General features: G+C 62.6%; 21 protein-coding genes. 7 read left to right on the top strand and 14 right to left on the bottom strand.

What is annotated here, in order from left to right:
* Positions 1-183 precede the first annotated feature (183 nt).
* The 9 genes from hflC to BLS60_RS13365 all read right to left on the bottom strand — a co-directional run bounded on the left by hflC (position 184) and on the right by BLS60_RS13365 (position 10,319).
* Positions 184-1,053: a protease modulator HflC gene (gene hflC / locus BLS60_RS13405; RefSeq protein ID WP_070880847.1), complete on the bottom strand. Its 870-nt coding sequence runs from the start codon at positions 1,051-1,053 to the stop codon at positions 184-186.
* Positions 1,053-2,240, bottom strand: coding sequence for an FtsH protease activity modulator HflK (gene hflK, locus BLS60_RS13400; RefSeq protein WP_070880848.1), 1,188 nt, complete (start codon positions 2,238-2,240; stop codon positions 1,053-1,055). The genes hflC and hflK overlap by 1 nt, the downstream gene beginning before the upstream one ends.
* Positions 2,241-2,337: 97 nt before the next feature.
* Positions 2,338-3,639, bottom strand: coding sequence for a ribosome rescue GTPase HflX (gene hflX, locus BLS60_RS13395; protein WP_092368848.1), 1,302 nt, complete (start codon positions 3,637-3,639; stop codon positions 2,338-2,340).
* Between the two features lie 14 nt (positions 3,640-3,653).
* Positions 3,654-3,914 carry an RNA chaperone Hfq gene (hfq, locus tag BLS60_RS13390; RefSeq protein ID WP_070880850.1) on the bottom strand — a complete coding sequence of 87 codons (261 nt, stop codon included), beginning with the start codon at positions 3,912-3,914 and terminating at the stop codon, positions 3,654-3,656.
* Positions 3,915-4,026: 112 nt separating this feature from the next.
* Positions 4,027-4,983, bottom strand: a complete 957-nt coding sequence (gene miaA, locus BLS60_RS13385; protein WP_092368846.1) for a tRNA (adenosine(37)-N6)-dimethylallyltransferase MiaA — start codon at positions 4,981-4,983, stop codon at positions 4,027-4,029.
* 71 nt (positions 4,984-5,054) lie between these two features.
* Positions 5,055-6,929, bottom strand: coding sequence for a DNA mismatch repair endonuclease MutL (gene mutL, locus BLS60_RS13380; RefSeq protein WP_092368844.1), 1,875 nt, complete (start codon positions 6,927-6,929; stop codon positions 5,055-5,057).
* Positions 6,926-8,356 (bottom strand): N-acetylmuramoyl-L-alanine amidase, encoded by a 1,431-nt coding sequence (locus BLS60_RS13375; RefSeq protein ID WP_420831608.1) that lies wholly within the window; start codon positions 8,354-8,356, stop codon positions 6,926-6,928. The genes mutL and BLS60_RS13375 overlap by 4 nt, the downstream gene beginning before the upstream one ends.
* An 8-nt stretch (positions 8,357-8,364) precedes the next feature.
* Entirely contained in the window at positions 8,365-8,832 is a 468-nt protein-coding gene (gene tsaE, locus BLS60_RS13370) for a tRNA (adenosine(37)-N6)-threonylcarbamoyltransferase complex ATPase subunit type 1 TsaE (RefSeq protein WP_070880854.1), read from the bottom strand.
* Positions 8,820-10,319 (bottom strand): NAD(P)H-hydrate dehydratase, encoded by a 1,500-nt coding sequence (locus BLS60_RS13365; RefSeq protein ID WP_092368841.1) that lies wholly within the window; start codon positions 10,317-10,319, stop codon positions 8,820-8,822. The genes tsaE and BLS60_RS13365 overlap by 13 nt, the downstream gene beginning before the upstream one ends.
* 58 nt (positions 10,320-10,377) lie before the next feature.
* On the opposite strand from BLS60_RS13365, the gene queG reads away from it, so the two are divergent.
* Positions 10,378-11,445, top strand: coding sequence for a tRNA epoxyqueuosine(34) reductase QueG (gene queG, locus BLS60_RS13360; protein ID WP_070880856.1), 1,068 nt, complete (start codon positions 10,378-10,380; stop codon positions 11,443-11,445).
* A 142-nt stretch (positions 11,446-11,587) separates the two neighbouring features.
* On the opposite strand, the gene orn is transcribed toward queG, so the two are convergent.
* Positions 11,588-12,130, bottom strand: a complete 543-nt coding sequence (orn, locus tag BLS60_RS13355) for an oligoribonuclease (RefSeq protein WP_092368838.1) — start codon at positions 12,128-12,130, stop codon at positions 11,588-11,590.
* A 27-nt stretch (positions 12,131-12,157) separates the two neighbouring features.
* Complete coding sequence (locus tag BLS60_RS13350) at positions 12,158-12,949, bottom strand: class I SAM-dependent methyltransferase (protein WP_092368835.1); 792 nt, start codon at positions 12,947-12,949, stop codon at positions 12,158-12,160.
* A gap of 119 nt (positions 12,950-13,068) precedes the next feature.
* Between BLS60_RS13350 and rsgA the strand changes: the two genes are divergently transcribed.
* Entirely contained in the window at positions 13,069-14,100 is a 1,032-nt protein-coding gene (gene rsgA / locus BLS60_RS13345; protein ID WP_070880859.1) for a small ribosomal subunit biogenesis GTPase RsgA, read from the top strand.
* Positions 14,101-14,179: 79 nt separating this feature from the next.
* On the opposite strand, the gene motB is transcribed toward rsgA, so the two are convergent.
* A complete protein-coding gene (gene motB / locus BLS60_RS13340; RefSeq protein ID WP_070880860.1) occupies positions 14,180-15,202 on the bottom strand; it encodes a flagellar motor protein MotB in 1,023 nt (340 codons plus the stop codon).
* A 5-nt stretch (positions 15,203-15,207) separates the two neighbouring features.
* Positions 15,208-16,059, bottom strand: a complete 852-nt coding sequence (motA, locus tag BLS60_RS13335; RefSeq protein WP_070880861.1) for a flagellar motor stator protein MotA — start codon at positions 16,057-16,059, stop codon at positions 15,208-15,210.
* A gap of 122 nt (positions 16,060-16,181) precedes the next feature.
* Here motA and BLS60_RS13330 point away from each other — a divergent pair, with 122 nt between their 5' ends.
* From BLS60_RS13330 to BLS60_RS13310, 5 genes are all read left to right on the top strand, one after another.
* Positions 16,182-17,696 carry an HDOD domain-containing protein gene (locus BLS60_RS13330; protein ID WP_092368833.1) on the top strand — a complete coding sequence of 505 codons (1,515 nt, stop codon included), beginning with the start codon at positions 16,182-16,184 and terminating at the stop codon, positions 17,694-17,696.
* A 67-nt stretch (positions 17,697-17,763) separates the two neighbouring features.
* Entirely contained in the window at positions 17,764-18,579 is an 816-nt protein-coding gene (locus BLS60_RS13325) for a rhodanese-like domain-containing protein (RefSeq protein ID WP_092368830.1), read from the top strand.
* Positions 18,580-18,644: 65 nt separating this feature from the next.
* Complete coding sequence (gene asd, locus BLS60_RS13320; RefSeq protein WP_092368826.1) at positions 18,645-19,496, top strand: archaetidylserine decarboxylase; 852 nt, start codon at positions 18,645-18,647, stop codon at positions 19,494-19,496.
* Positions 19,497-19,625: 129 nt separating this feature from the next.
* Entirely contained in the window at positions 19,626-21,428 is a 1,803-nt protein-coding gene (locus tag BLS60_RS13315) for a molecular chaperone (protein WP_070880865.1), read from the top strand.
* A 63-nt stretch (positions 21,429-21,491) separates the two neighbouring features.
* Positions 21,492-23,555: a GGDEF/EAL domain-containing response regulator gene (locus BLS60_RS13310; RefSeq protein WP_092368823.1), complete on the top strand. Its 2,064-nt coding sequence runs from the start codon at positions 21,492-21,494 to the stop codon at positions 23,553-23,555.
* A gap of 37 nt (positions 23,556-23,592) precedes the next feature.
* On the opposite strand, the gene serB is transcribed toward BLS60_RS13310, so the two are convergent.
* Positions 23,593-24,804 carry a phosphoserine phosphatase SerB gene (serB, locus tag BLS60_RS13305; protein ID WP_092368955.1) on the bottom strand — a complete coding sequence of 404 codons (1,212 nt, stop codon included), beginning with the start codon at positions 24,802-24,804 and terminating at the stop codon, positions 23,593-23,595.
* Positions 24,805-24,947: the final 143 nt, after the last annotated feature.

Here is a 24,947-nt window from a genome sequence, read left to right as displayed (position 1 = left end):
AAAAGCCTTGAAAGACAGAACGTAACGCTCAGTTCGTGCCGCATGATTCCCACAGGCGTAAAAAAGCCGGGATTTTCCCGGCTGCCGCATCATACCACGTGAAAAGCCTCAAGCCACAAGCTTCAAGCGACAGGCGCGCACGAGGCGCTACCTGTGGCCTGCAGCTGGTGGCTCAGAGAGCCATCAGGGCTTGGACTTTTCCAGGTAACGGAAGAAGTCGCTGCTCGGATCCAGCACCAACACATCACGCTTGTCGGAGAAGCTCTCGCGGTAGGCGTTCAGGCTGCGGTAGAAGGAGTAGAACTCCTGATCCTGACCGTACGCCTTGGAGTAGATCGCAGCGGCCTGGGCATCACCCTCACCGCGCAGCTCTTCTGCCTGACGATAGGCTTCAGCGAGCAGTACACGCTGCTGACGATCAGCGTCGGCACGAATACCTTCAGCCAGCTCCTTACCCTTGGCGCGATGCTCACGAGCCTCACGCTCACGCTCCGAACTCATACGATCGAAGACGCTGCGGTTGACTTCCTTGGGCAGGTCGATGGCCTTGACGCGAACGTCCACCACCTCGATACCCAGCTCGCGCTGCGCCGCACGGTTGAGCGATGCGGTCACGTCAGCCATCAACGCATCACGTTCGCCAGAAACCGACTCGTGCAGAGTGCGCTTACCGAACTGGTCACGCAGCGACGCTTCGAGACGACGCGACAGACGCTCATCAGCGATCTGTTTCATGCCCGAGGTTGCCGTGTAGTAACGCTCAGCATCGAGCACACGCCACTTGGCATAGGCATCAACCATCAGCGCTTTCTTCTCGAGCGTCAAAAAGCGCGAGTTGACGGTATCCAACGTCAGCAGACGGGCATCGAACTTGCGCACCTGATTAACGTACGGAATCTTCACGTGCAAACCGGGCTGCACATCGGGCTCGACGATACGACCGAACTGCAACAGCACCGCGCGCTCGGTTTGCGCCACGATGTAGAAGCTGCTCCAGACGATCAGTGCCAGCACCACCCCTACGATCAGGGTCACCAGTGATTTATTGCTCATCAACGGCTCTCCCTTGTGCGCAAGTCAGTCTGCCCTGCATTGTTGCCAACACGCGCACCGAGATCAGCTGCGCCGGCACCTGTCGCGCCAGTGGACGAGCTGCTGCCACCACGGCTGTCGATCATTTTATCCAGCGGCAGGTAAAGCAGGTTGTTCTGCCCCTTGTCGCCAGTCACCAGCACCTTGCTGGTGTTGCTCATCATCTGCTGCATGGTGTCCAGATACAGACGCTCACGCGTCACCTCTGGTGCCTTGCGGTATTCCGCCACCAATGCAGTGAAACGATCCGCCTCACCCTGGGCGCGGGAGATCACTTCATCGCGATAACCACTGGCGTCCTCGATCAGACGCTGAGCCTGACCACGCGCTTCCGGCACTACGCCATTGGCATAGGTCTCGGCCTGGTTCTTTTCGCGCTGCTCGTCTTCACGGGCACGGATCACGTCATCGAACGCTTCCTGCACTTCACGCGGCGCCGCAGCGCTCTGCAGGTTCACCTGAGTCACGGTGATACCGGTGCGGTAGTTGTCGAGGAAACGCTGCAGACGTTCGCGCACGTCGCCCGCCATCTGCTCACGACCTTCGGTCAGCACCTGATCCATCTCGGTGGAACCCACCACGTGGCGCACGGCGCTGTCGGTCGCATGCTGCAGACTGGTTTCCGGCATGTCGACGTTGAGTACGAAATCCTGCAGATTGCTGATCTTGTACTGCACGGTCAACGGCACTTCGATGATGTTTTCGTCTTCGGTCAACATCTGCCCCTGCTTGCTGTAAGCACGCTCCCGGGTGACGTTTTCCTGAAACTTGCGATCAATCGGCGGGAAATAGATATTCAGACCCGGGCCGACTGTCTCGTGGTATTTACCGAAACGCAGCACGACGGCCTGTTCCTGCTCATCGACCACATAGATAGCGTTGTACAGCCAAAAGGCGCCCACCACGGCCAGCGCAACAAACAGCAGGCCAAAGCCGCCACCCTTGCCTCTGGAGCCATTGTTGTCACTGCCGCGTTTCTTGCCGCCACCGAACAAGCCAGTGAGGCTGTCCTGTAGCTTGCGGAAGGCTTCGTCAAGATCCGGTGGTCCCTTGCGGTCACCGCCGCCACCGCCGCCATTACCACGACGGCCGCCGTTACCCCAGGGATCCTGATTGTTCGAATTGCCACCCGGCTCATTCCAAGCCATAGCGCTCTCCATACTGATAAAGCAAAGACGCGCCAACGGCGCGCCCACCAATGCTACAGAATGCCCGCATCCAGCGGCAAAATCACCGCCGCAGGCTTTATTGCAAAGTGTGTTGCTCAATGAATTCTAGCGGTTGCAAACCTTCGCGACTGACCAAACGATTCAATTCGACGCGCGGAATGCGTACCTGCAACAGGCTGCTGCCATCATCGGCGTAAGACTCCTGCTGCACCGCGCCCAACTCGAAAAACTGTGCGCGCAGGCGCGCCAGCTCCTGCGGCAGCTGCAGAGTCGCGACGAACAGGTCGTCGCTCAGCAGCTCGGCTACGGCCTGCTTGAGCAGCGGCAAACCGCGCCCATCGCGAGCGGACAACCACACCCGCTCCGGTCGTCCGTTGGCGTCACGTTGAATCTGCGGCTCGACACCTTCCAGCAGATCGAGCTTGTTGTAAACCTCGAGGATCGGAAGATCCTGCGCGCCGATTTCCCCCAGCACGTCCAGTACCTGCTCGATTTGCGCCGTGCGCTCGGGCTCATGGGCGTCGATCACGTGCAGCAGCAAATCGGAGTTGCTCGATTCCTCGAGCGTGGCGCGGAAGGCTTCAACCAGCTTGTGCGGCAGATGGCGAATGAATCCCACAGTATCGGCCAGCACTACCGGCCCCAGGTCATCGAGCTGCAGACGGCGCAGGGTGGGGTCGAGCGTGGCGAACAGCTGATCGGCGGCGTAGACATCGGACTCGGTCAGCGCATTGAACAGCGTGGACTTGCCGGCGTTGGTATAGCCAACCAGGGAAACCGACGGAATATCCGCGCGCTTGCGCCCACGACGAGCCTGCTCACGCTGACTACGCACCTTGTCCAGCTTCTGTTTGATCTGACGAATACGCACACGCAGCAGGCGACGGTCGGTTTCCAGCTGGGTCTCACCTGGACCACGCAGGCCGATACCACCTTTCTGACGCTCAAGGTGAGTCCAGCCACGCACCAGCCGCGTGCTCATGTGGTCAAGCTGAGCCAGCTCGACCTGCAACTTGCCTTCGTGGGTACGCGCGCGCTGGGCGAAGATATCGAGAATCAGCCCGGTACGATCCAGGACGCGACACTCGAACACGCGTTCGAGGTTGCGTTCCTGACTGGGCGTCAGGACATGATTGAAGATGACCAGGTCAGCCTCGTGGGCGTGAACCTGATCACGCAGCTCTTCCACCTTGCCGCTGCCGATTAGGAATTTCGCCGTGGGCCGACTGTTCGGCACACTGAAAAAAGCCACCGTATCGGCGCCAGCAGAAAGAGCCAGCTCTTTAAACTCCTGGGGATCCTCGCTCGCCTCGGTGTTTTGGCTATCCAGATGAACCAGAATAGCCCGTTCACCCCCTTCATGGCGTTCGAAGAACAATGCAGCCCCCTGGATTAAGCGTTGCCAGGCTCGGATTCAGCCTGATCGGTCTCGGATGCAGTGGGCAGACGAACCGGACGGCTCGGCACCACAGTGGAGATAGCGTGTTTGTAGACCATCTGGCTGACAGTATTCTTCAGCAGGATGACGAACTGATCGAACGATTCGATCTGGCCCTGCAGCTTGATGCCGTTGACCAGATAGATGGAAACCGGGACGCGTTCCTTACGCAGGGTATTAAGGTAAGGGTCTTGTAGCGAATGCCCTTTTGACATGTGCCGCACTCCTAAATGGATCGATAAAGAATAGTTTTTTGAACAACGTGAGTAACCAAAGAACGGCTTTGGCGCGCGCACCTTCAAAGGATAGACGGCCTGCGGCAAGGTCTCAGGTCAATATGGAGACCGTCGCGAGGTATTTCAAGGCACGTGGCAGATTGTCGCAATCCAGACTGTCCAGCCAGTGCACATTTTCCCAACTACGTAACCAAGTGAACTGCCGCTTGGCCAGCTGACGGGTAGCGATAATACCGCGCTCACGCATCAACGGCGCACTCAGTCGCCCCTCCAGATGATCCCATACTTGCCGGTAGCCGACTGCCCTTATAGACGGCAATTCGGCGTGCAGGTCACCTCGCTGATGCAGGCGTTCGACCTCGGCAACGAAGCCCTGTTCCAGCATCAGATCAAATCGTTGTGCGATTCGTTCGTGGAGTACCTGGCGTTGCGCCGGCGCCACCGCTATCTGGGCCACAGTATAGGGGAAATGCCCGGCGCTTGAGCTGGCTTCGTTCTGCCGCTGGCGCAGCTCAGTCATGGTGACGCCGCTGACCCGAAAGACCTCCAGCGCACGCACCAGCCGCTGCGGATCATTGGGATGTATGCGGGCTGCCGACTGCGGGTCCACCGCGAGCAACTCATCATGCAACGCGCCCCAACCATCACGCAGCCCTTGCACTTCAAGCCCGGCACGCACCTCTGCGTCTGCGCCCGGCATGTCAGCCAGGCCATCGAGTAATGCCTTGAAGTACAGCATGGTGCCGCCGACCAGCAGCGGAATCCGCCCACGTGAAGATATGTCCGCCATGGCGGCCAACGCATCGCGACGAAACTCGGCAGCCGAATAAGCCTCAGCCGGGTCGCGGATATCCACCAAATGATGCGGAAAAGCCTGCAGCGTAGCCTTGTCCGGCTTGGCCGTACCGATATCCATGCCGCGATAAACCAGCGCGGAATCCACACTGACCAGCTCACACGGCAACACGCGCGCCAGCGCCAGCGCCAGATCGGTCTTGCCTGCAGCAGTCGGGCCCATCAGAAAGATGGCGGGAGGAAGGGAAGACATCGGCGGAACTCGGATAAAACGGCGGCCCATTTTCACGGCACGGGCCGCCGCTCGCAAGCACGGGCCGCTGCTTACTGGCCGCGCAGGAACAATTTGTCCAGCTGATCCATGCTCATCTGCGTCCAGGTCGGCCGACCGTGGTTGCATTGACCGCTGCGCTCGGTCTGCTCCATGTCACGCAACAGGCCATTCATCTCCGGCAGCGTGAGGCGACGGTTGGCGCGCACCGCGCCGTGACAGGCCATGGTGCCAAGCAGCTCGTTGAGGTGAGCCTGGATTCGGTCGCTGGTCCCGTATTCGAGCAGATCAGCGAGCACATCGCTGACCAGTCGCGTCGCCTCGGCCTGCTTGAGCAGCGCCGGAATCTGCCGAATCGCCAGGGTTTCCGGGCCCAGGCGCTGCAATTCGAAGCCCAGCTTCTGAAACCACTGGCCGTGCTCTTCGGCGCAATCCGCTTCACGTTGGCTCACCGCGATCGACTCAGGCACCAGCAGCGGCTGGCCGCGAAGCCCCTCGCTGGCCATCGCCACTTTGAGGCGCTCGTACATGATGCGTTCGTGCGCTGCGTGCATATCCACGATGACCAGGCCATGTGCGCTTTCGGCAAGGATGTAGATGCCTTTGAGCTGTGCGATGGCATAGCCCAGGGGCGGAATATCGCCCTGAGCGTCGGGCAAGGCGACCGGCGCGCTGCCGGCCGGCATCGGCGCAAAGAACTCACGGTAAACACCTTGCGCCTCGGCGGCCGGCAGTGACGACTCGCTGCGCTGCCCCTGGTAGCCGGCGCCTGGCGAGCGCCAGACTGACTCAGCCGGGCGTTCCAGCACGCTGGCGGCCAGGCCCATTTCGCCCTGCGGACCGAACTCGCCCGCTGCCTGGCCGGTGGGCCGCAGCATGGTCTCGACCGCAGCAGGCGTCGCCAGCTGATCTTCGGGCCGTACCTCGCCCAGCGCCCGGTGCAGGGTGCCGTAGAGAAAATCATGCACGGTGCGCCCCTCGCGGAAGCGCACCTCGTGCTTGGTCGGGTGCACGTTCACGTCCACCGCTGTCGGGTCGATTTCCAGAAACAGCACGAACGTCGGATGTCGACCGTTGAACAGCACGTCGCGATAGGCCTGACGCACCGCGTGGGCGACCAGCTTGTCGCGCACCATGCGGCCGTTGACGTAGAAATACTGCAGGTCCGCCTGGCTGCGGGAGAACGTCGGCAAGCCGACCCAGCCCCACAGATGCAAGCCGTTGCGCTCGATATCGATGGGCAGCGCCTGCTCTAGAAACCCGGTACTACACACCGAGGCGACCCGCCGCGCACGGCTTGCATCGTCATTGGCTTCGTGCAGTGAGAGGATGCTCTTACCGTTATGGCGCAGGTGGAAGGCCACATCGAACCGGGCCAGGGCCAGACGCTTGATCACTTCCTGCAGGTGATCGAACTCGGTTTTCTCGGCTTTCAGAAACTTGCGGCGCGCCGGGGTATTGAAGAACAGGTCGCGCACTTCAACCGAGGTGCCAACCGGGTGTGCGGCGGGCTGCACGCGAGGCTGCATGTCGCGACCTTCGGTTTCCACCTGCCAGGCCTGATCGGCATCGGCGGTACGCGAGGTCAGGGTCAGACGTGCGACAGAACTGATGGAGGCCAGCGCCTCACCGCGAAAGCCCATGCTCATGACCTGCTCGAGGTCCTCGAGCTCGCGAATCTTGCTGGTGGCATGCCGCGCCAGTGCCAGGGGCAAGTCGTCAGCGGCGATGCCACGCCCGTCATCACGCACCCGCAGCAGTTTCACACCGCCCTGCTCGACCTCCACGTCGATACGCTTGGCGCCGGAATCCAGGCTGTTTTCCAGCAGCTCCTTGATCACCGAAGCGGGCCGCTCGACCACCTCGCCAGCGGCAATCTGGTTCGCCAGCCGCGGGCTCAGCAGCTGGATGCGTAGCGCATCATTCATGGCTGGGCAGCCAGCGAAGTGGCGGGAATCTGTAGCGTCTGACCGACTTTGATGACATCGGTTTTCAGCGAATTGGCACTGCGCAGCGTGGCCAGGCTGATCTGGTAACGCTGGGCGATGAGGGCCAGGCTTTCACCCGGACTTACCCTGTGCTCACGCGGCCCCTGAGCAATCTTGCCGTTGTCGCGCAGCCAGGCGATATAGGTACCGGGCGGCGGGTTCTGCTCGAAGAACTGCTTGGCCCCGGTGACGATCGAGCGCGCCAGCTTTTGCTGGTGTGACGAGGTGAATAGCTTGCGCGCCTCACTGGGATTGGAGATGAACCCGGTTTCCACCAGGATCGATGGAATGTCCGGCGACTTGAGCACCATGAACCCGGCCTGCTCGACACGCCGCTTGTGCAGCGGGGTGATCTGCCCCATCTGCCCGAGCACCTTCTGGCCAACGTTCAGGCTCGACGACAGTGAGGCGGTCATCGACAGATCCAGCAGCACGCCGGCGAGCATCCGGTCCTTGTCCTCGAGGCTGACATTGCCGGCACCACCGATCAGATCGGACTGGTTTTCCGCATCAGCCAGCCACCGCGCGGTTTCCGATGTGGCGCCGCGATCAGACAGGGCATACACCGACGCGCCAAACGCTGCGGCGCGGGGCGCCGCGTCGGCATGGATGGAAACAAACAGATCGGCGCCCTTCTTGCGGGCGATCTCGGTGCGCTTGCGTAGCGGGATGAAATAATCGCCGGTGCGCACCAGCTCACCACGGAAGCCCTTCTCGGCATTGATCTGGCGCTGCAGTTCCTTGGCGATGGCCAAAGTGATGTTCTTCTCGAACTGACCCTTGGTCGGGCCCAGGGCGCCCGGGTCCTCACCGCCATGACCGGCGTCGATGGCGATCACGATGTCGCGTTTGCCGCCGGGCACCGGCGCTAGCTTGGGCGGCGCCTGCGTCGGCGTGACCGGCACAGGCGGGGCGCTGGCAGTGGTGGTGGAAGGCAGGCTTGGCGCCGCGTCCGAGGGCTGATCGAACAGGTCAACGACCAGACGATTGCCGTACTGCTGGTTCGGCGCCAGGGTAAAACTCTTCGGGGTCACCTGGGACGACAGATCGATGACCACGCGCAAGTCATCGGCGGTACGCTGCGCGGAGCGCACTGCGGTGATCGGGGTGTTGTTCAACGCCAACTTGTCCAGCGGCGTCGCCAGTTTGGCGCCACTGATGTCGATGACGATACGGTCCGGGGCCGACAGGGTAAACACGCTGTGCTGCACGGGCCCGGAGAGGTCGAAAACCAGACGTGTGTTATCTGGCGCGCGCCACAGGCGAACGCTGCGCACATCCGATGCGGCCCACACGTCGGCAGCCATGACCGCCCACATCAACCCGACCGCAATCAATCGCGCGCTTATGCGCATACCCGTCCCCACCTTTTCACTCATGCCCTGGCAACCAATGCGGTACACCAGCCTTCACCTTTTGCGGTCTGACCACGTAGCAACAGCGAACGGCCGCCCGCTCGCGGGCTAATGGTAATGTCCATGTCGGCCTTTGGCAAAACGCCAGCGCCTTGCTGCGGCCACTCGATCAGGCACAAGGCGTCGCCCTCGAAGTAATCGCGAATACCTAGGAACTCCAGCTCTTCAGGATCGACCAGCCGATAAAGGTCGAAATGGTAGGCGCGGATCGCGCCGATTTCATAGGGCTCGACCAAGGTAAACGTCGGGCTCTTCACCGCACCTTGATGCCCAAGACCTCGCAACAGGCCGCGTGAAAGCGTGGTCTTGCCTGCGCCCAAGTCGCCTTCGAGGTAAATGATCCCGCGGCCTTCGGTGACCGCGGCGATGCGCGCGCCGAGCGCCAGCATGGCGTCCTCATCGGCGGCGAACAATTCTATTTCGGACAAGCGGCTCGCTCCTGTAACAAATGGCGGATAGCGTCGCACAGATCGCCGGCCGCCAGACCATTTCCTTTAGCTGCCAGGTACTCGCCCGCCCCGGCGTGCACCCATACACCGAGCCCGGCCGCCTGCCAGGGTGTGCAACCCTGAGCGATCAGCGCGCCGATCAACCCGGCCAGCACATCGCCGAGCCCGGCGCCGGCCATCACCGGGTCGCCGCGATCGCAGACCAACAGGCGACCGTGCGGGTCCGCGACCAGCGTGCCGGCCCCTTTCAGCACACAAGCCACCTGATAACGCTGAGCCAGTGCCCTGGCGGCAGCGGGCCGATCAGCTTGCAGCTCGCGAGTCGAGATGCCCAGCAGACGCGCCGCCTCGCCGGGATGCGGGGTGATCACCTGTCCGGGGGCGATGCTCACGGCACCGGCGGCGAGCAGGTTGAGCGCATCGGCATCCCACACCTGAGCGGAAGAAGCTATCGACACCAACGACAACAGGCTGCGCGCCCAGGCGCCCTGACCGAGACCCGGACCAACGACCCATACGCTGACCTTGCCCGCCAGCTCATGCAGCTGATTGGCCGAGGCGGCCGCCAAGCTCATCACTTCCGGCAGGCGGGTTTGCGCCGCCGCGAGGTGCTCCGCGCGTGTCGCCAGCGACACCATACCCGCGCCGCTGCGCAGTGCACTCTGCGCAGACAACAGGGCGGCGCCGCCCGTACCGTGATCACCGCCGACCACCAACACATGGCCGAGTTGGCCCTTGTGGGCAGTCGGCTGACGAACTGGCACACGCGGCAGCAGATGCCCGGCCAAGCGCTGCGCCACCGGCTGTTGATCGGCAACGATTGCCGGCTCGGCCTGCAAGTCGTCGAACAGCAGCGAGCCAACATGATCCAGCGCCTGGCCGACGAACAGACCGATTTTCAGCCCGATCAGGGTCACGGTGAGCTGCGCCTTTACCGCTGCGCCCAGCGCCTCGCCGGTATCGGCGCTAATCCCTGAAGGAATATCCACCGCCAGCACCGGGCTGCCGCTGCCGTTGATCCACTCGATCGCCGCAGCGTAAGGCTCGCGCACGGCGCCAGACAGGCCTGTGCCAAGCAGCGCATCGACCAGCACGCCCTGCGGCGCGTGTGTTTTCTGCCAGGCGAGCACCTCAACCCCGGCGGCCAGGGCCTCATCGCGCGCCAGGGCTGCGTCACCCTGCAGGCACTGCGGCTCACTCACGGCCAATACCCGAACCTTCCACCCCGCACGCAATGCCAGCGTGGCCACTAGGTAACCATCGCCCGCATTGTTGCCGTGCCCGGCCAGCACGGTGACGGCGCCTGCATCCGGCCAACGGCGGCGCAGCGCCCGCCAGATGGCATGTGCAGCCCGCTGCATCAGCTCGAATCCCGGCGTGCCAGCAGCGATCAGCCGGGCGTCCAGCGCGCGCACTTGTGCGCCGCTGTAGAGCGCAGTGGGAAGATCGTCTGATGAATGCCGCATGCCTGTGCTCCGATGTCTGGCAGAATTATACGCCGCTCATTATAGATTCCCGCCCAGCATGACCGATGCCACCCCCGACCTCGCCCACCTCGCCCAGTCCATAAAGGAGTGGGGCCGTGAGCTGGGCTTTCAGCAAGTGGGCATCAGCGGCCTGGAGCTCGGCGAGCACGAAGCACACCTGCAACGCTGGCTGGACGCCGGCTACCAGGGCGAGATGGACTATATGGCCGCGCATGGCCGCAAACGTTCACATCCGGACGAGCTGGTGCCCGGCACCCTGCGGGTGGTGTCGCTGCGCATGGATTACCTGCCCGGCGATACGCAAATGGCTGAGCGCCTGCAACAGCCGGAAAAGGCCTACGTGTCGCGCTACGCCCTGGGCCGCGATTATCACAAGCTGATCCGCAAACGCCTGCAGCAACTGGCCGAGCGTATTCAGCAGGCCATCGGGCCGTTCGGCTACCGCGCTTTCGTCGACAGCGCCCCGGTACTGGAGAAGGCCATCGCCGAACAGTCCGGTCTTGGCTGGATCGGCAAGAACACCCTGGTACTCAATCGCAAGGCCGGCAGCTATTTCTTTCTCGGCGAACTGTTCGTCGACATTCCGCTCCCCGAGGACGCGCCCCACGGCAGCGAACATTGCGGTCGCTGCAGCGCCTGCCTGGATGTCTGCCCGACGGCCGCATTCGTCGGTCCCTACCTGCTCGACGCGCGACGCTGCATTTCCTACCTGACCATCGAGTTGAAAGGCCCGATCCCCGAGGAGCTGCGCGCGCCCATCGGCAACCGCGTGTTCGGCTGTGACGACTGCCAGATGGTCTGCCCCTGGAACCGCTTCGCCAAAGCCACCGAGCAGAGCGACTTCCAGCCACGGCACAGCCTGGACAATGCCGAGCTGGCCGAGCTGTTTCGCTGGAGCGAGGACGAGTTTCTCAGTCGCACCGAGGGCTCACCGCTGCGCCGCGCCGGCTACGAACGCTGGCTGCGCAACCTGGCCGTGGGCCTGGGCAATGCCCCGTCGAGCATCCCGGTGCTGGAGGCACTGCAAGCTCGTCGCGACTACCCATCGGAGCTGGTGCGCGAGCACGTGGAGTGGGCCTTGGAGCAACACGCGAAGCGCGCTTAGCACCGCTGTCCCGTAGCCTGGGTTGAGCGCAGCGATACCCAGGGCGTTGCGTGACCCAAGCTACCCGGGTTACGCCTTCGGCTAACCCAGGCTACAAGCAGCGCTCACACAGGATCGCGCTGAGCTGGCGATCCTTTAGCCTTCAGACCTTGAGCAGGTGCTGGCGGTAGTACTTGAGTTCGGCAATCGACTCGCGAATATCGTCCAACGCCTGGTGACTGCCCGCTTTCACGAAACCATCCTTGATGCCAGGCGCCCAGCGCTCGGCGAGGATCTTCAAGGTCGACACGTCCAGGTAGCGGTAGTGGAAGTAGGCTTCCAGCGCCGGCATGTATTTGTAGAGGAAGCGGCGGTCCTGGCCGATGCTATTACCGCAGATCGGCGACTTGCCCTTCGGCACCCACTGCTCCAGGAAGGCGATGGTCTGCGCCTCGGCGTCGGCCTGGCTGATTCGGGACTCACGCACACGCTGTGTCAGCCCGCTTTCGCCATGGGTGCGCGTGTTCCATTCGTCCATGGCGGCCAGGCGCTCATCGCTCTGGTGCACGGCAATCACCGGGCCTTCGGCCAGCACGTTGAGCTCGGTGTCGGTGACGATAGTGGCCATTTCGATGATCACGTCCGTCTCGGGGTCGAGGCCGGTCATTTCCAGGTCGATCCAGATCAGGTTCTGTGGATTCTGCATGCTGCGCTCCTCTGTAGTGCCGCCATTCTAGCCAATCTCCCAGAGAAGAAGGCGCGAATCACGCCAGTCCTTCAACGCTACTAAACGCTGCGGCGGTACGCCGGGAATCTCGAAGGTATTGCTGATCAGCCAGGCACCGGGCGGCAGCTCAGCGCGGGCCTTGTCCCACAGCGCCGGCATGGGCGCAGGCGACAGGAAGCAGTAAGCGACATCGATGGCGGCCAGGTCGCTGCGCCACAGGTTCTGGTAGCGAATCCGGCAATTGCGCTGGGCCACACTGCGCAGTCGTGCAATGGCATAGGAAAGCGGCGCGGTCTCCACGCCGGTGAACTGCGCGTGGGGAAAGCGTCGCGCCAGCCACAACAGCGTACCGGCCGGCCCACAGCCGAGATCGACGAATGCGAAACGCTCACCACGTTCCTCGAGCAGCCGCGCCAGCTCGCGCCGGCTGCCTGCACCAGTGAGATACAACGGCACGCGTTCACCGAAGCTGTTCCAGTTGAGCAGCAGCACCAGCAGGAAACCGAGCAAAAACAGCCAGGACGGCAGCGGCGCACCACTGGCCAGCAACAGTGCCGGCACGAACAGCAGATTGAGCCACCACCACCAGCGCGACAAACCAAGCCAGCGAGCCAGACCGGCCGCCAGCAAACCGTGCAACAGCCCGGCCGGTAGCGGGCTCGGCCGCCAACTGGACAGGTGCACCGCAGCCACGATTGTCACACCCAGGCACAGCGTCACGAACAGCTGGATAAGCAGTGCCAGCAACGCCGGGTAGCGATTCCCGAGGCGGTGCAGCGTGCAATGAAAGTCGACCATGCCCAAGCGGCTCAATGACGGAGAGACGGCCAGTCTAGCGCCAGCATCAGCAAATTACCGCCTTACCGGGCATGCTAGACTGGCGTTCATTTTCAGCGCATCACACACTCGGAAGCCCCATGGCCAAACGCCAACTCAACCGCCGGCAAAACTGGCGCATCGAAAAGATCCAGGGTGAACGCGCCGCACGCGCAGCCAAACGCGAATCACGCGTAGTGGAAACTCTGGAAGGCGGCGATCTGGGTCCGGAACAGACCGGCCTGGTAATCGCTCACTTCGGTGTGCAGGTGGAAGTCGAGGCAACCGATGGCGAGCTGTCGGGACAAGTCTTTCGTTGCCACCTGCGTGCCAACCTGCCGACGCTGGTAACCGGCGACCGTGTGGTGTGGCGCCCGGGCAACCAAGGCATCGGCGTGATCGTTGCGCAGCTGCCACGCGATACCGAGCTGTGCCGCCCGGACACCCGTGGCCAACTCAAGCCGGTGGCGGCCAACGTCGACCTCATCGTCATCGTCTTCGCGCCCCTGCCGGAGCCGCACGCCAACCTGATCGACCGCTATCTGGTGGCGGCCGAGCACGCCGGCATCCGACCGCTGCTGCTGCTCAACAAGGCCGACCTGATCGACGCGCAGAACGAAACGGCCCTCAACGCGCTGCTCGGCGTGTACCGCCAGCTGGGCTATCCACTGCTGGAAGTGTCCGCCCTTGAAGGCGATGGCATGGAGCAGCTCAAGCAGCAGCTGGACGGCAACATCAGCGTGTTCGTCGGCCAGTCCGGTGTGGGCAAGTCGTCGCTGGTCAACAGCCTGCTGCCGGGTGTCGATACACGGGTCGGGCCGCTGTCCGAGCTGACCGGCAAGGGCACGCACACCACCACCACGGCGCGGCTGTTCCATTTCCCCGGCGGCGGCCAGTTGATCGACTCACCGGGTATCCGTGAATTCGGCCTGGTGCATGTCAGCCGTGACGACGTCGAGGCAGGCTTCATCGAATTCGCCGACCTGCTTGGCCATTGCCGCTTCCGCGACTGCAAGCACGATCGAGAGCCCGGCTGCGCGCTGCTCAAAGCGCTGGAGGACGGGCGTATTCAACCGCAGCGGATGAACAGCTACCGGCATATTCTGGCCAGCCTGCCGGAGTCGGAGTACTGAGCAACGGCGGATGCCTGCGATACGCAAAAGGGGCGCCATTGGGCGCCCCTTTTAATTGCGTAACAGCCTGTCTGCCTGGTTACTCTTTGGGCTGATCCATCTGCAGCGTGCCGTCTTCGAAAATGTTCAGCCGCTCGCGCACCTGGTCACCGGATAACGGTTCGCCAGCAGGCGCAGCACCGGAGTCCGGCGCTGGCGCGTCCGTTGCCGGATCGGGCGGCAGCTCACCGCCGCCCTGCTCACCTTCGATATTTCGCTGAGCTTTCTTGGTCAGCACCACGATGTCGATGCGGCGGTTGACCGGATTGAACGGGTCGTTGCGGTCGAACAGTGCCGACGACGCATAGCCGACAACGCGCGCGACCTGCGCATCATCGTAACCGGCGGCGATCAGCACGCGCCGCGCCGCATTAGCGCGGTTGGCCGAGAGCTCCCAATTGCCGAAACCGCCGGCACCGGCGAACGGCTTGGCATCGGTGTGGCCGCTGATGCTGATCTTGTTCGGCACCGCCTTGATGGTGTCGGTCAGGGCAAACAGGATGTCTTCGAAATAGGGCTGCAGTTGCGCGCTGCCCAGCGCAAACATCGGCCGGTTTTCGGCATCGACGATCTGGATGCGCAAACCGTCCTGGGTGATCTCGAACAGAATCTGATCCTTGAAGCGCTGTAGCTGCGGATCCTGTTCGACCTTGTTCTGCAGCTCCTGCAGCAGCAGCTCCAGGCGCTCACGCTCGACTTCTTCCGCCTTGGCTTCGGCCTGCTCGGCGTCCAGTTCGGCTGGATCTTTGGGATCGGCATCGGCCTGCTCGCCCGGCGCTTCCTGCGGCTGATCGTTGAGTGTGCGGTCCGGCGACGGCGTCGGCGAGCCGCCGAGATCGATCACATAGGGGCTGGCACTTTCGGAAAAGCCGATGGGGTCCTTGAAGTAGCCGGAGATCAACTTCTTCTGCTCGGGCGTGGCCGAGGACATCAGCCACATCACCATGAAGAAGGCCATCATCGCCGTGGCGAAGTCGGCGAAGGCGATTTTCCAGGCGCCACCGTGATGGCCTCCGGCAACCTTCTTGACCCGTTTGACGATGATTGGCTGGTTGTTTTCCATGCTGTTTAGCTCCCGCGCATAGCCTGCTCAAGCTCGCTGAAGCTCGGGCGGTGCGCCGGGTAGAGGGTCTTGCGCGAGAACTCGACCGCCAGCGACGGCGGCATGCCGGAGGCCGAAGCGACCAGACCGGCCTTGATGGCCTCGTAGACGTTCAGTTCTTCCTTGGCATCGTGCTCGAGGGCGGCGGCCAGCGGGCCGAAGAAACCGTAGGAGGCGAGAATACCGAGGAAGGTACCAACCAGTGCGGTACCGACCTTTTCACCGATCTGCGCGTTATCGGCTTCGGCAAGGATCGACATGGTGATCACGATGCCCAGTACCGCAGCGACGATACCCATGGCCGGCATGCCGTCGGCGATCTTCGCCACGGCGTGGGAGGGGTGTTCGAGCTCCTCCTTGAGGCCCACCAGCTCCATGTCGAACAAGCCTTCCAGCTCATGCGGCGCCATGTTGCCCGAGGACATGATGCGCAGGTAATCACAAATGAAGGCGACCATACGCTCATCGCCCACGACTGCCGGGTACTTGCTGAAAATCGGGCTGGCGGCCGGGTCTTCGAGGTCAGCCTCGATGGCCATCATGCCTTCACGACGGGCCTTGTTGAGGATTTCGTAGAGCAGACGCAGCACTTCCAGGTAGTAGTCGTGAGTGAAGCGCGACTTGAACATCTTCAGCGATTTCTTGAAGACAGTCATGAACATGCTGCCGGGGTTGGCCTGCAGGAACGCCCCCAGCGCTGCCCCGCCGATGATCAGCACCTCGAAGGGGTGCACCAGCGCCATCAGGTTACCGCCGGACAGAACGAAACCGCCGAAGACGCAGGCGAAGACAACAATGATGCCGATGATTTTGGCCATAAGAAAACTACGAAAGTGAACAGAAAGAGAAAGGGCGTGCGAAACATCCCTTCTACTTATCGGAAGAGATGCGCGAGACTATAGTCAGTTAAGTCTAAAAAAAGCCATTTTGGCATATCCCCATGGTCGCAAGCACGCCGTTACCGCGCACCCTCGATGCCTGGCTCAAGCAGCTGGACGGTCAGGTGCTGCCCATTTCGACGCACCATCACCAGCAAGTCCGCCGCGCGCTGGGCGACAGCCGCCGCTCGTTGCGCGAGATCGCCGACTTGATGCAGGACAGCCCCGCGCTGGTGCTGTGCGTGCTGCGCGAAGCCAATCGCAAAAGCACCAGCAGCCTCGGTGAAGCGGCGGAGAGCCTGGAAACGGCCCTCAATCGACTGGGCCTAAAGCGCGCCGAAGAACTGCTGGTACGCATTCCGGCCAAGCCGCTCGAAGAAATCCCTCGGCCGCTGCGGCAGATCCAGCTGATCAGCCAACACGCCGCCCAGCAGGCCAACGGTCTGTTCGCGGCCCGCCTAGCGCGCCTCTGGCAGGAAATCCACTGGGGCAGCCTGCTGTTTCTCTCACCGATCTGGGCGTTGGTCGCTGCGCACCCACAGCTGTTCGATGCATGGGAACACCGAGTGCTGATAGACGGCGAACCGCCAGCGCGGGTCGAGCGCGACCTGCTCGGCATCCCGCTGTTCGCGCTGTGCCTGGCGCTGGCCGAGCAGTGGCGCCTGCCGGCGTGGATCATCCAGGGTTATCAGTTGCTGCTCAACGATCGCCGCCTGCTGGCCAAGGCGCTGCGCCTGGCGCGCCGGCATGACGAGCCGCTTCGTCAGCAACAGGAGCTGGACGCTGATCCAGTCTTGCAGCGCTGGCTCACCCAGCCAGCCAATAGCATCCTCTTGGCGAACGTACTCGCCGTCTCGGCCCATAATGCCTGGGGCGGCGCCCACACGCGGCGCTGGCAACGGTTGAACAGCCTCTACCTGCAAATGCCGCTACCGGAGCTGCATCAGCATATCCACCAGAACGCTGCGCAAAGCGCGCGACAGCTCGACACAGTCGGGCTCTGGCACCCTGCCGAGGCCCTGCTTTGGCCCTGGAATGCTCGACATATTCAGCCGCCCAAAGCGGCGCCCATACCGCAAGCAGCCGACTGGCGTCAGCTATGCACGCAGTTGCTTGCTCAGCCCAGCGCCTTCGCCAACGTCCAGCAACTCACGCACTGCGCGAACCAGGCGTTGCAGGCGGCCGGCCTGTCGCGCCTGGTAATGCTGCTCGCTGATCGCAACCACAGCCGCCTGCAGGTGCAGCAACATGCCGGTGTCGATGTGACCGCCAGCGGTTTGACCTTTGACCCGGCGCAAAGCCAAGTGCTGCGTCGCTTGCTGCAGAAGCCCGCGCAGTTGCGCCTGACGCCGACCAATATCGCGCAGTTTTCCGCCCTGCTGCCGGGCGACCTGAAAGCTCTGTTGCCCAGTGAACATCTGCTGATCCGCTCCCTGGCCAGCAACGAGCGCGTGGTGATGATTCTATTCGCCGACCAGCACGGAAAACCCATCGGCGACACCGCACTGCAAGCGTTCACGAAGACCGCCCAGTGCGTAGAGCGCGCGCTGGACACGTTCAGCAACCGTAACCGCTGAGCAACGGCTCTTTTCCCAAGCCCTGCCTGCGCTACAATCGCGCCCCTATTTTCCCCACGAGGCCCGCATGACTGCCTTCGCCGAACTGCCGCTGGTCATCGAGCCGGCGGATCTCGCCACACGGCTGGACGAGCCTAGCTTGATTCTGGTCGACCTCAGCAGCAGCGCTCGCTACGGGGCTGGGCACATTCCCCGCGCCCACTGGGTGGACCCCAAGCGCACGCAGCTGGGCCAGCCGCCAGCGCCTGGCCTGCTGCCGCCACGCGAGGCGCTGGAGCAGTTGTTCAGCGAACTCGGCCATCAGCCGCAGGCGACCTACGTCGTGTACGACGATGAAGGCGGCGGTTGGGCCGGGCGGTTCATCTGGTTGCTCGATGTGATCGGCCATCACCGCTACCATTTCCTCAACGGCGGGCTGACCGCCTGGGAAGCAGAGCAACGACCGCTCAGCCAGGACGTTACCGACGCGAGAAACACCCCGGTATCGCTGTCGCTGAGCGACGCGCCGACTGCCAGCCTGGAATACCTGAAGTCACGCCTCGGCGCCGATGACATGGCGGTCTGGGACGCCCGCTCGGCAGAGGAATACCGCGGCGAGAAGCTACAGGCGGCCCGTGGCGGGCATATTCCCGGCGCGATCAACTTCGAGTGGACTGCCGGCATGGATCCGAGTCGCGGCCTGCGCATTCGTGCGGACATTCAGCAACAGTTGAATCAACTGGGCCTCAGCGCCGACAAGGAAATCATCACCCACTGCCAGACCCATCGCCGCTCCGGCTTCACCTACCTGGTCGCCAAAGCCCTGGGCTACCCGCGGGTCAAGGCCTATGCCGGCTCGTGGAGCGAATGGGGCAACCTGGCCGATACACCTATCGAACACTGAGTGCGATCTGACTGTCCACTCGTTAATTCGCCTGGAAACACACGCCGGGCCGCCAAGGAATAAAGATGAAAGAACGCCTGTTTATCCTCAGCCAGTACCTGACGCCGCATCACCTGCTGTCGCGCCTGATCGGCTGCGCTGCCGAGTGCCGCGCCCCTTGGTTCAAGAATCGCCTGATCACCTGGTTCGCCAAGCAGTATCAGGTGGACATGAGCGAGGCGCAGGTCGAGGAGCCCACTGCTTATGAACACTTCAACGCGTTCTTCACCCGCGCCCTGAAAGACGGTGCTCGCCCGTTGGATAACCAGCCCGGCGCGGTTCTCTGCCCGGCCGATGGCGCCGTCAGCCAGCTCGGCCGCATCGAGCACGGCCGCATCTTCCAGGCCAAGGGTCACAGCTACAGCGTGACCGAGCTGCTAGGCGGCGACAGTGATCGCGCCGCGCCTTTCATGGGCGGCGACTTCGCCACCGTTTACCTGTCTCCCAAGGATTACCACCGTGTGCACATGCCACTGGCGGGAACGCTGCGGGAAATGATCTACGTGCCAGGTCGCCTGTTCTCGGTCAACCAGACGACCGCCGAAAACGTGCCCGAGCTTTTCGCTCGCAACGAGCGCGTGGTCTGCGTGTTCGATACCGAGCGCGGTCCGATGGCCGTGGTGCTGGTTGGCGCGATGATCGTCGCTTCCATCGAAACCGTCTGGGCCGGGCTGATCACACCGCCCAAGCGCGAGCTGAAAACAGTCCGCTACGATGAAGCCGCCCGCGCCCCGATCAGCCTCGAAAAAGGCGCTGAGCTGGGTCGTTTCAAACTTGGTTCTACCGCCATCGTGCTGTTTGGCCCCGCGCAGGTGCAATGGGCTGCGGAGCTCGGCGCCAACAGCCCGGTTCGCATGGGTCAGTTGCTGGGTAACTGAGCCGCGCAGGCAACTGGCAGGCCTGCCGTCCACCCCGCTCAGGCTGCGAGGATGGCAGGATGCTGCTACAGTCGCCCCACGATTATTAAATGATTCGCTCGCACGCTGGCGCTGGAGTAACCAAGTTAGATGGATAAACAGAGTCCCCACCTACTGCTCCGCGTGCCAACGCCGACCAAGCAGGGCCTGACTTTCTGCGACGCCACGCCACGTGATTTGAAACGCTGGATCGCCGGCCTGCCCAAGGCCAATATCGGCGAAACCGCCCGCCAGCTGTACCAGGCGCTGATCGAACTCAACCAGCTGCTGACGCCTTCGGACAACCGTGTGCAGTTGCTCGAATTGCTGCGCCCTGAAGTGTATTTCGTCTGCCAGCACCTGGAGCGGCACTTCCTCAACCAGGCCATCGTGCTCGACGAGCGCCCGCGCAAGGTCGCGAATCTTTGTCAGGCCCTACAAAACCACCTGGCTATCGGCTACAAGCTGATCATTTCGCGTCTCGCTTCGCAGCCCAGCCGCGAACGCAATCAGCTGTTCGGCATCGCCCTGCAACGCGCCGTGCACAGCCTCAACGGTCCGCTGATCCGCACCAGCCAGCTGTATTGCCCGGTTCCCGAAGGCCTGTGGCTGGAGCTGCATCAGCTGTACCTGATCGCGCGCAAGCAGAACCTCCATCAGGTGGTGATCCGTGATCCGCTGGCGCGCCATACCCAGGGATTGAGCGTCGAACAAAGCTATGTTGTGGCGTTGCTGATCGGCTGTTCGCGCTGCAACCAGATGCGCCAAAGCGCCATCGCCCGCCTGGCCGAAGCGTTGGAGCCGTGGAGCGCACTGGTCAACCTGCAGGCAGGTGGCCACCCGTCGAGCATTTTTGCCGTCGCCCCGCAGCTGGATGGCCCGCCGCGTTACACCTCGCTGTTTCAACCCAGCGAACTGCAAGGGGCGCTGGGTATCGACCCGACGCCACTGGTCGACACCATCAAGGATCACCTGCAATTGCTGCCCGAGGAACGTACCCAGTCGCGCTTGCGCGTGCCGGATGGTTTTACCCTCGACATGCTGCAACACGCGGCAGCCGCCTGGGGCGATATCTCCGAGCGCACGTTTCAGCGTACCGAGGGCACGGGTGGCATGACGCTGTGCATCGGCATGAGCGCACTTAACTACTACCTGGCCAATGGCCGGGCGTTCAGCGAGATTCTCAAGCAGCCGAGAGAAACCACAGCCTCGTTCAAACCGGCCAACAATGAGCCGGATATATGGGCCAGCGCCCATGACGCACGGCGTGGCAACGAGTGGGAAAACGGCCTTGCCTTCGAAGAGATCGAATATGCCAAGCCGGTTGCAGAGCTGGAGCAGGCGGAGTCTGGAGCAGCTGACAGCTACCCCACCTACGTGTTGTCGATCGTCAATCACAGCCCCGGCGGCTACTGCCTGTCCTGGCCCAAAGAGGTGCCCAGCCAATTACAGGCTGGTGAGCTTCTGGGTATCCGCGACAATCCGCAGCAAGGTTGGAGCGTGGCGGTGGTGCGCTGGATTCGCCAAGTACGCGGTGGTGGCACCCAGATGGGCATCGAGCTGATTGCCCCGCATGCACAGTCCTGTGGGCTGCAGCTGGTGCGCAAGGCCGAGCAGAACAGCCAGTACCTGCGTGCCCTGCTGCTGCCGGAAATCTCTGCCATTTCCCGCCCTGCCACGCTGATCACACCGCGCCTGCCCTTTCAGGAAGGCAACAAGGTATTGATCAATATCAACGGCAAGGAACGTCGCGCGGTACTCAGCCAGAAACAGACCAGCACCGGCAGTTTCAGCCAGTTCGTGTACCACGATCTTGAGCAGAAACCCGCGGATCACGCGACCTCTGTCACAGCCTCCGGCAGCCATCGACCGGCCGGCGAGGAAGACTTTGACTCACTCTGGAAGTCGCTGTAGATTGCCGAAAACCTCTACTTTCCCGCTCTCTTCTGCTGTTTTATCGCAGATTCGACTTCGCTAATGGCCATCGAAAAGAAAACCATCCGCCTGCTGATTCTCGAAGATTCGCAGAACGAGGCCGAGCGTCTCGTCAGCCTGTTCCGCAATGCCGGCAACGCTACCCGCGTCCATCGCCTGGTCTCCCGCGACGATCTGCTCGAAGCCCTCGAACACAACTGGGACCTGTTGGTGTGTGCGCCCACCAGCGAATGCCTGGATCCTCACGAGGCGCTCTCCTGCGTCCGGCATCACGGCAAGGACATTCCGGTGATCCTGCTGCTGGCAGACAACGACACCGACAGCGTCACCGAAGCGTTGATGCTGGGTGCTCAGGACGCGTTGCCGCAAGGCGAAGACGAGCGCCTGGTGCTGGTCGCACGTCGTGAACTGGTCAACCTCGAAGAGCGACGCGCCCGCCGTGCTGCCGATGTCGCCCTGCGCGAAGTGGAAAAGCGTTGCCAGCTGCTGTTGGACAGCTCGGTCGATGCCATCGCCTACGTGCACGATGGCATGCATATTTATGCCAACCGCGCTTACCTGGAATTGTTCGGTTTCGACGACGCTGAAGAGCTGGAAGGCCTGCCGATGATCGACCTGATCGGTAGCTGTGATCAGAGCGCCTTCAAGGACTTCCTCAAGAACCACCAAAACCTGGATAACAACGAGCTGGCCTGCTCGGGTGTGCGCACCGACGAGAGCACTTTCTCGGCGCGGGTCAACCTGTCTCCAGCAGCCTATGATGGCGAGCCGTGCATCCAGGTGGTGATCCGTGCGGAAAGCGCCAACGCCGAGCTGGAAGAGAAACTGCGGGAAATCAGCAGCCTGGATCTGGTCACCGGCCTGTACAACCGCGTCCATTTCATCGAACTGATGGACAAGGCCGCTCATCGCGCCGTCAACGACGAACAACCGGCGAGCCTGGCCTACATCCGCGTTGATCGTTACGCCGCGCTGCTTGCCGAGATGGGCCTCGGCGCCATCGACCTGCTGCTCACCGACCTGGCCGGCCTGCTGCGCTCACATTTCCCGCAGGACGCGCAACTGGCGCGCTTCGGCGACGATGTGTTTGCCGTGTTGCAGAGCGGTATTTCGCCGCAACAACAGCGCCCGCAGCTCGAGGCCTTGTTGAAAAAAGCCGAAGGGCATCTGTTCGATATCAATGGGCGCACTGCGCAGACCACGCTGTCGATCGGGGTTGCGGGTCTCAACGAGACCACGCCCAAAGCTGGCGAAGTGATTGATCGTGCGCAACGCTGCGCCGATCAACTCGACGAGCCTGGCACCCTCAAGCTGTTCGATCCCGCCGAAGAACTGGCCGCAGCCGCCAGCCGCGGCAGCGTCGTGGCCATGGTTCAGCAAGCACTGGAGCAGAACAGTTTCCGCCTGCTGTTCCAGCCGGTCATCAGCCTGCGCGGCGATGAGCATGAACACTATGAAGTGCTGCTGCGCTTGCTAAGTCCGTCAGGGCAGGAAGTACCGCCAGACCAGTTCCTGGCGGTAGCTCGGGAGTCGGGGATGGGCGAGAAGATCGACCGTTGGGTAATCCTCAACTCGATCAAACTGCTCGCCGACCACCGCTCCAAAGGGCACGCCACGCGCCTGTTCATCCATCTTTCCAGCGCCAGCCTGCAGGATCAAACCTTGCTGCCCTGGCTCAGCGTCGCCCTCAAAGCCGCACGCCTGCCTTCTGATGCGTTGGTTTTCCAGCTCAGCGAGCCGGATGCCATTGCCTACCTGAAGCAGGCCAGAGCGATGGTCCAGGGCCTCAAGGACCTGCATTGCCACATCGCGCTGAGCCAGTTCGGCTGCGCCTTGAACCCCTTCAACACGCTGCGGCATCTGCCGGTCGACTTCGTCAAAGTCGACGGCTCGTTCGCCAAGGACCTGAATGACCCGGCCAATCAGGAAGCGTTGAAAGCCATGCTGGCCAGCCTGCATGGGCAGGCCAAGCTGACCATCGTGCCATTCGTGGAATCCGCGAGCGTATTGGCGACGCTGTGGCAGGCCGGCACCAATTACATCCAGGGCTACTACCTGCAGGGCCCAAGCCAGTCGATGAACTACAACTTCTCATCGGACGAATGAGCCAACGGGGCAGCCGAACCGCCCCGTTTTATGCGCCTTATCGCTGACCGTCGCGGTCGCGGAAGCCCAGCAGATACAGCACGCCGTCCAGGCCCAGTGTGGAAATCGCTTGCTTGGCGGACTGCTTGACCAGCGGCTTGGCACGGAACGCGACGCCCAACCCGGCTATAGCCAGCATCGGCAGATCGTTGGCGCCGTCGCCAACCGCGACTGTCTGTTCCAGGCTCAGGCCTTCCTTGTGCGCCAGTTCGCGTAACAGATCGGCCTTGCGCTGGGCGTCGACGATCGGCTCGACCGCCACGCCAGTCACTTTGCCGTCGACCACTTCAAGCTCATTGGCGAACACATAGTCGATACCCAGCTTGGCCTGCAATTGTTTGGCGAAGTAGGTGAAGCCGCCCGACAGGATGGCAGTCTTGTAGCCCAGGCGCTTCAGCTCGGCAAACAGCCGCTCGGCGCCCTCGGTCAGGCGCAACGAGGCGCCGATGTCGTCCAGCACGCCAACATCCAGACCTTTGAGCAACGCCAGGCGCTCCTTGAAGCTGGCACGGAAATCCAGCTCGCCGCGCATGGCCCGCTCGGTGATAGCCGATACCAGCTCACCGATACCGGCCGCCTTGGCCAGCTCGTCGATGACCTCCGCCTCGATCAGCGTCGAATCCATGTCGAACACCGCCAGGCGGCGGTTACGGCGATACAGCGAGTCAGCCTGAAAGGCGATATCCGCGTCCAGCGCTTCGGCCGCGCCAAGGAACTCAGCGCGCAAGGCCACCGCATCTTGCGGCTCGCCCAGCACCGAAAACTCGATGCAGCCATTGCCCTGCTCGCCCGGGACGCCCAGCTGAGGCGCAGACAAGCGGTCGATTTGCTCGATATTCAGGCCATGCTGCGCAGTGATCGAACTGACGCGCTGCAGTTGCTCGGCGGTGATTCTGCGGGCCAGCAGCGTCACGCTGTAGCGCATCTTCGCCTGGTCGGCGCCCCAGCTCAGATAGTCAGCTTCCGACACGGGCGTGAAACGCACCTGCTGGCCAAGCTCATGGGCGGTGGACTGAACGTCCTTGAGCACGCGAGAAGCCTGAGCGTCATCGGCGATTTCAACCAGGATGCCCAACGTCACGGCACCGTGAATAACGGCCTGGCTGATATCGAGGAGCGTCACGCCACCTTGGGCCAGAACGCCGGTGATGGCAGCCGTGAGGCCAAGCCGATCTTCACCGGTAATGTTGATCAGGACGATTTCGCGCAAGGCGTACTCCGGGCTCGCAGGACTATGAATGGTCTGCCGAACGGCAATGTGCAGCAGGGCCGGTGAAAAAACCCGCATTCTAACCGCTTTCAAGGCCCTCGGGACACGCGCGGCGCTTTGCCCTGCGCGGGCCGCTCGCTATA

The sequence above is a fragment of the Phytopseudomonas seleniipraecipitans genome, from assembly GCF_900102335.1.
GTDB lineage: Bacteria > Pseudomonadota > Gammaproteobacteria > Pseudomonadales > Pseudomonadaceae > Aquipseudomonas > Aquipseudomonas seleniipraecipitans.
This window is presented reverse-complemented; position numbering and strand designations above follow the sequence as displayed.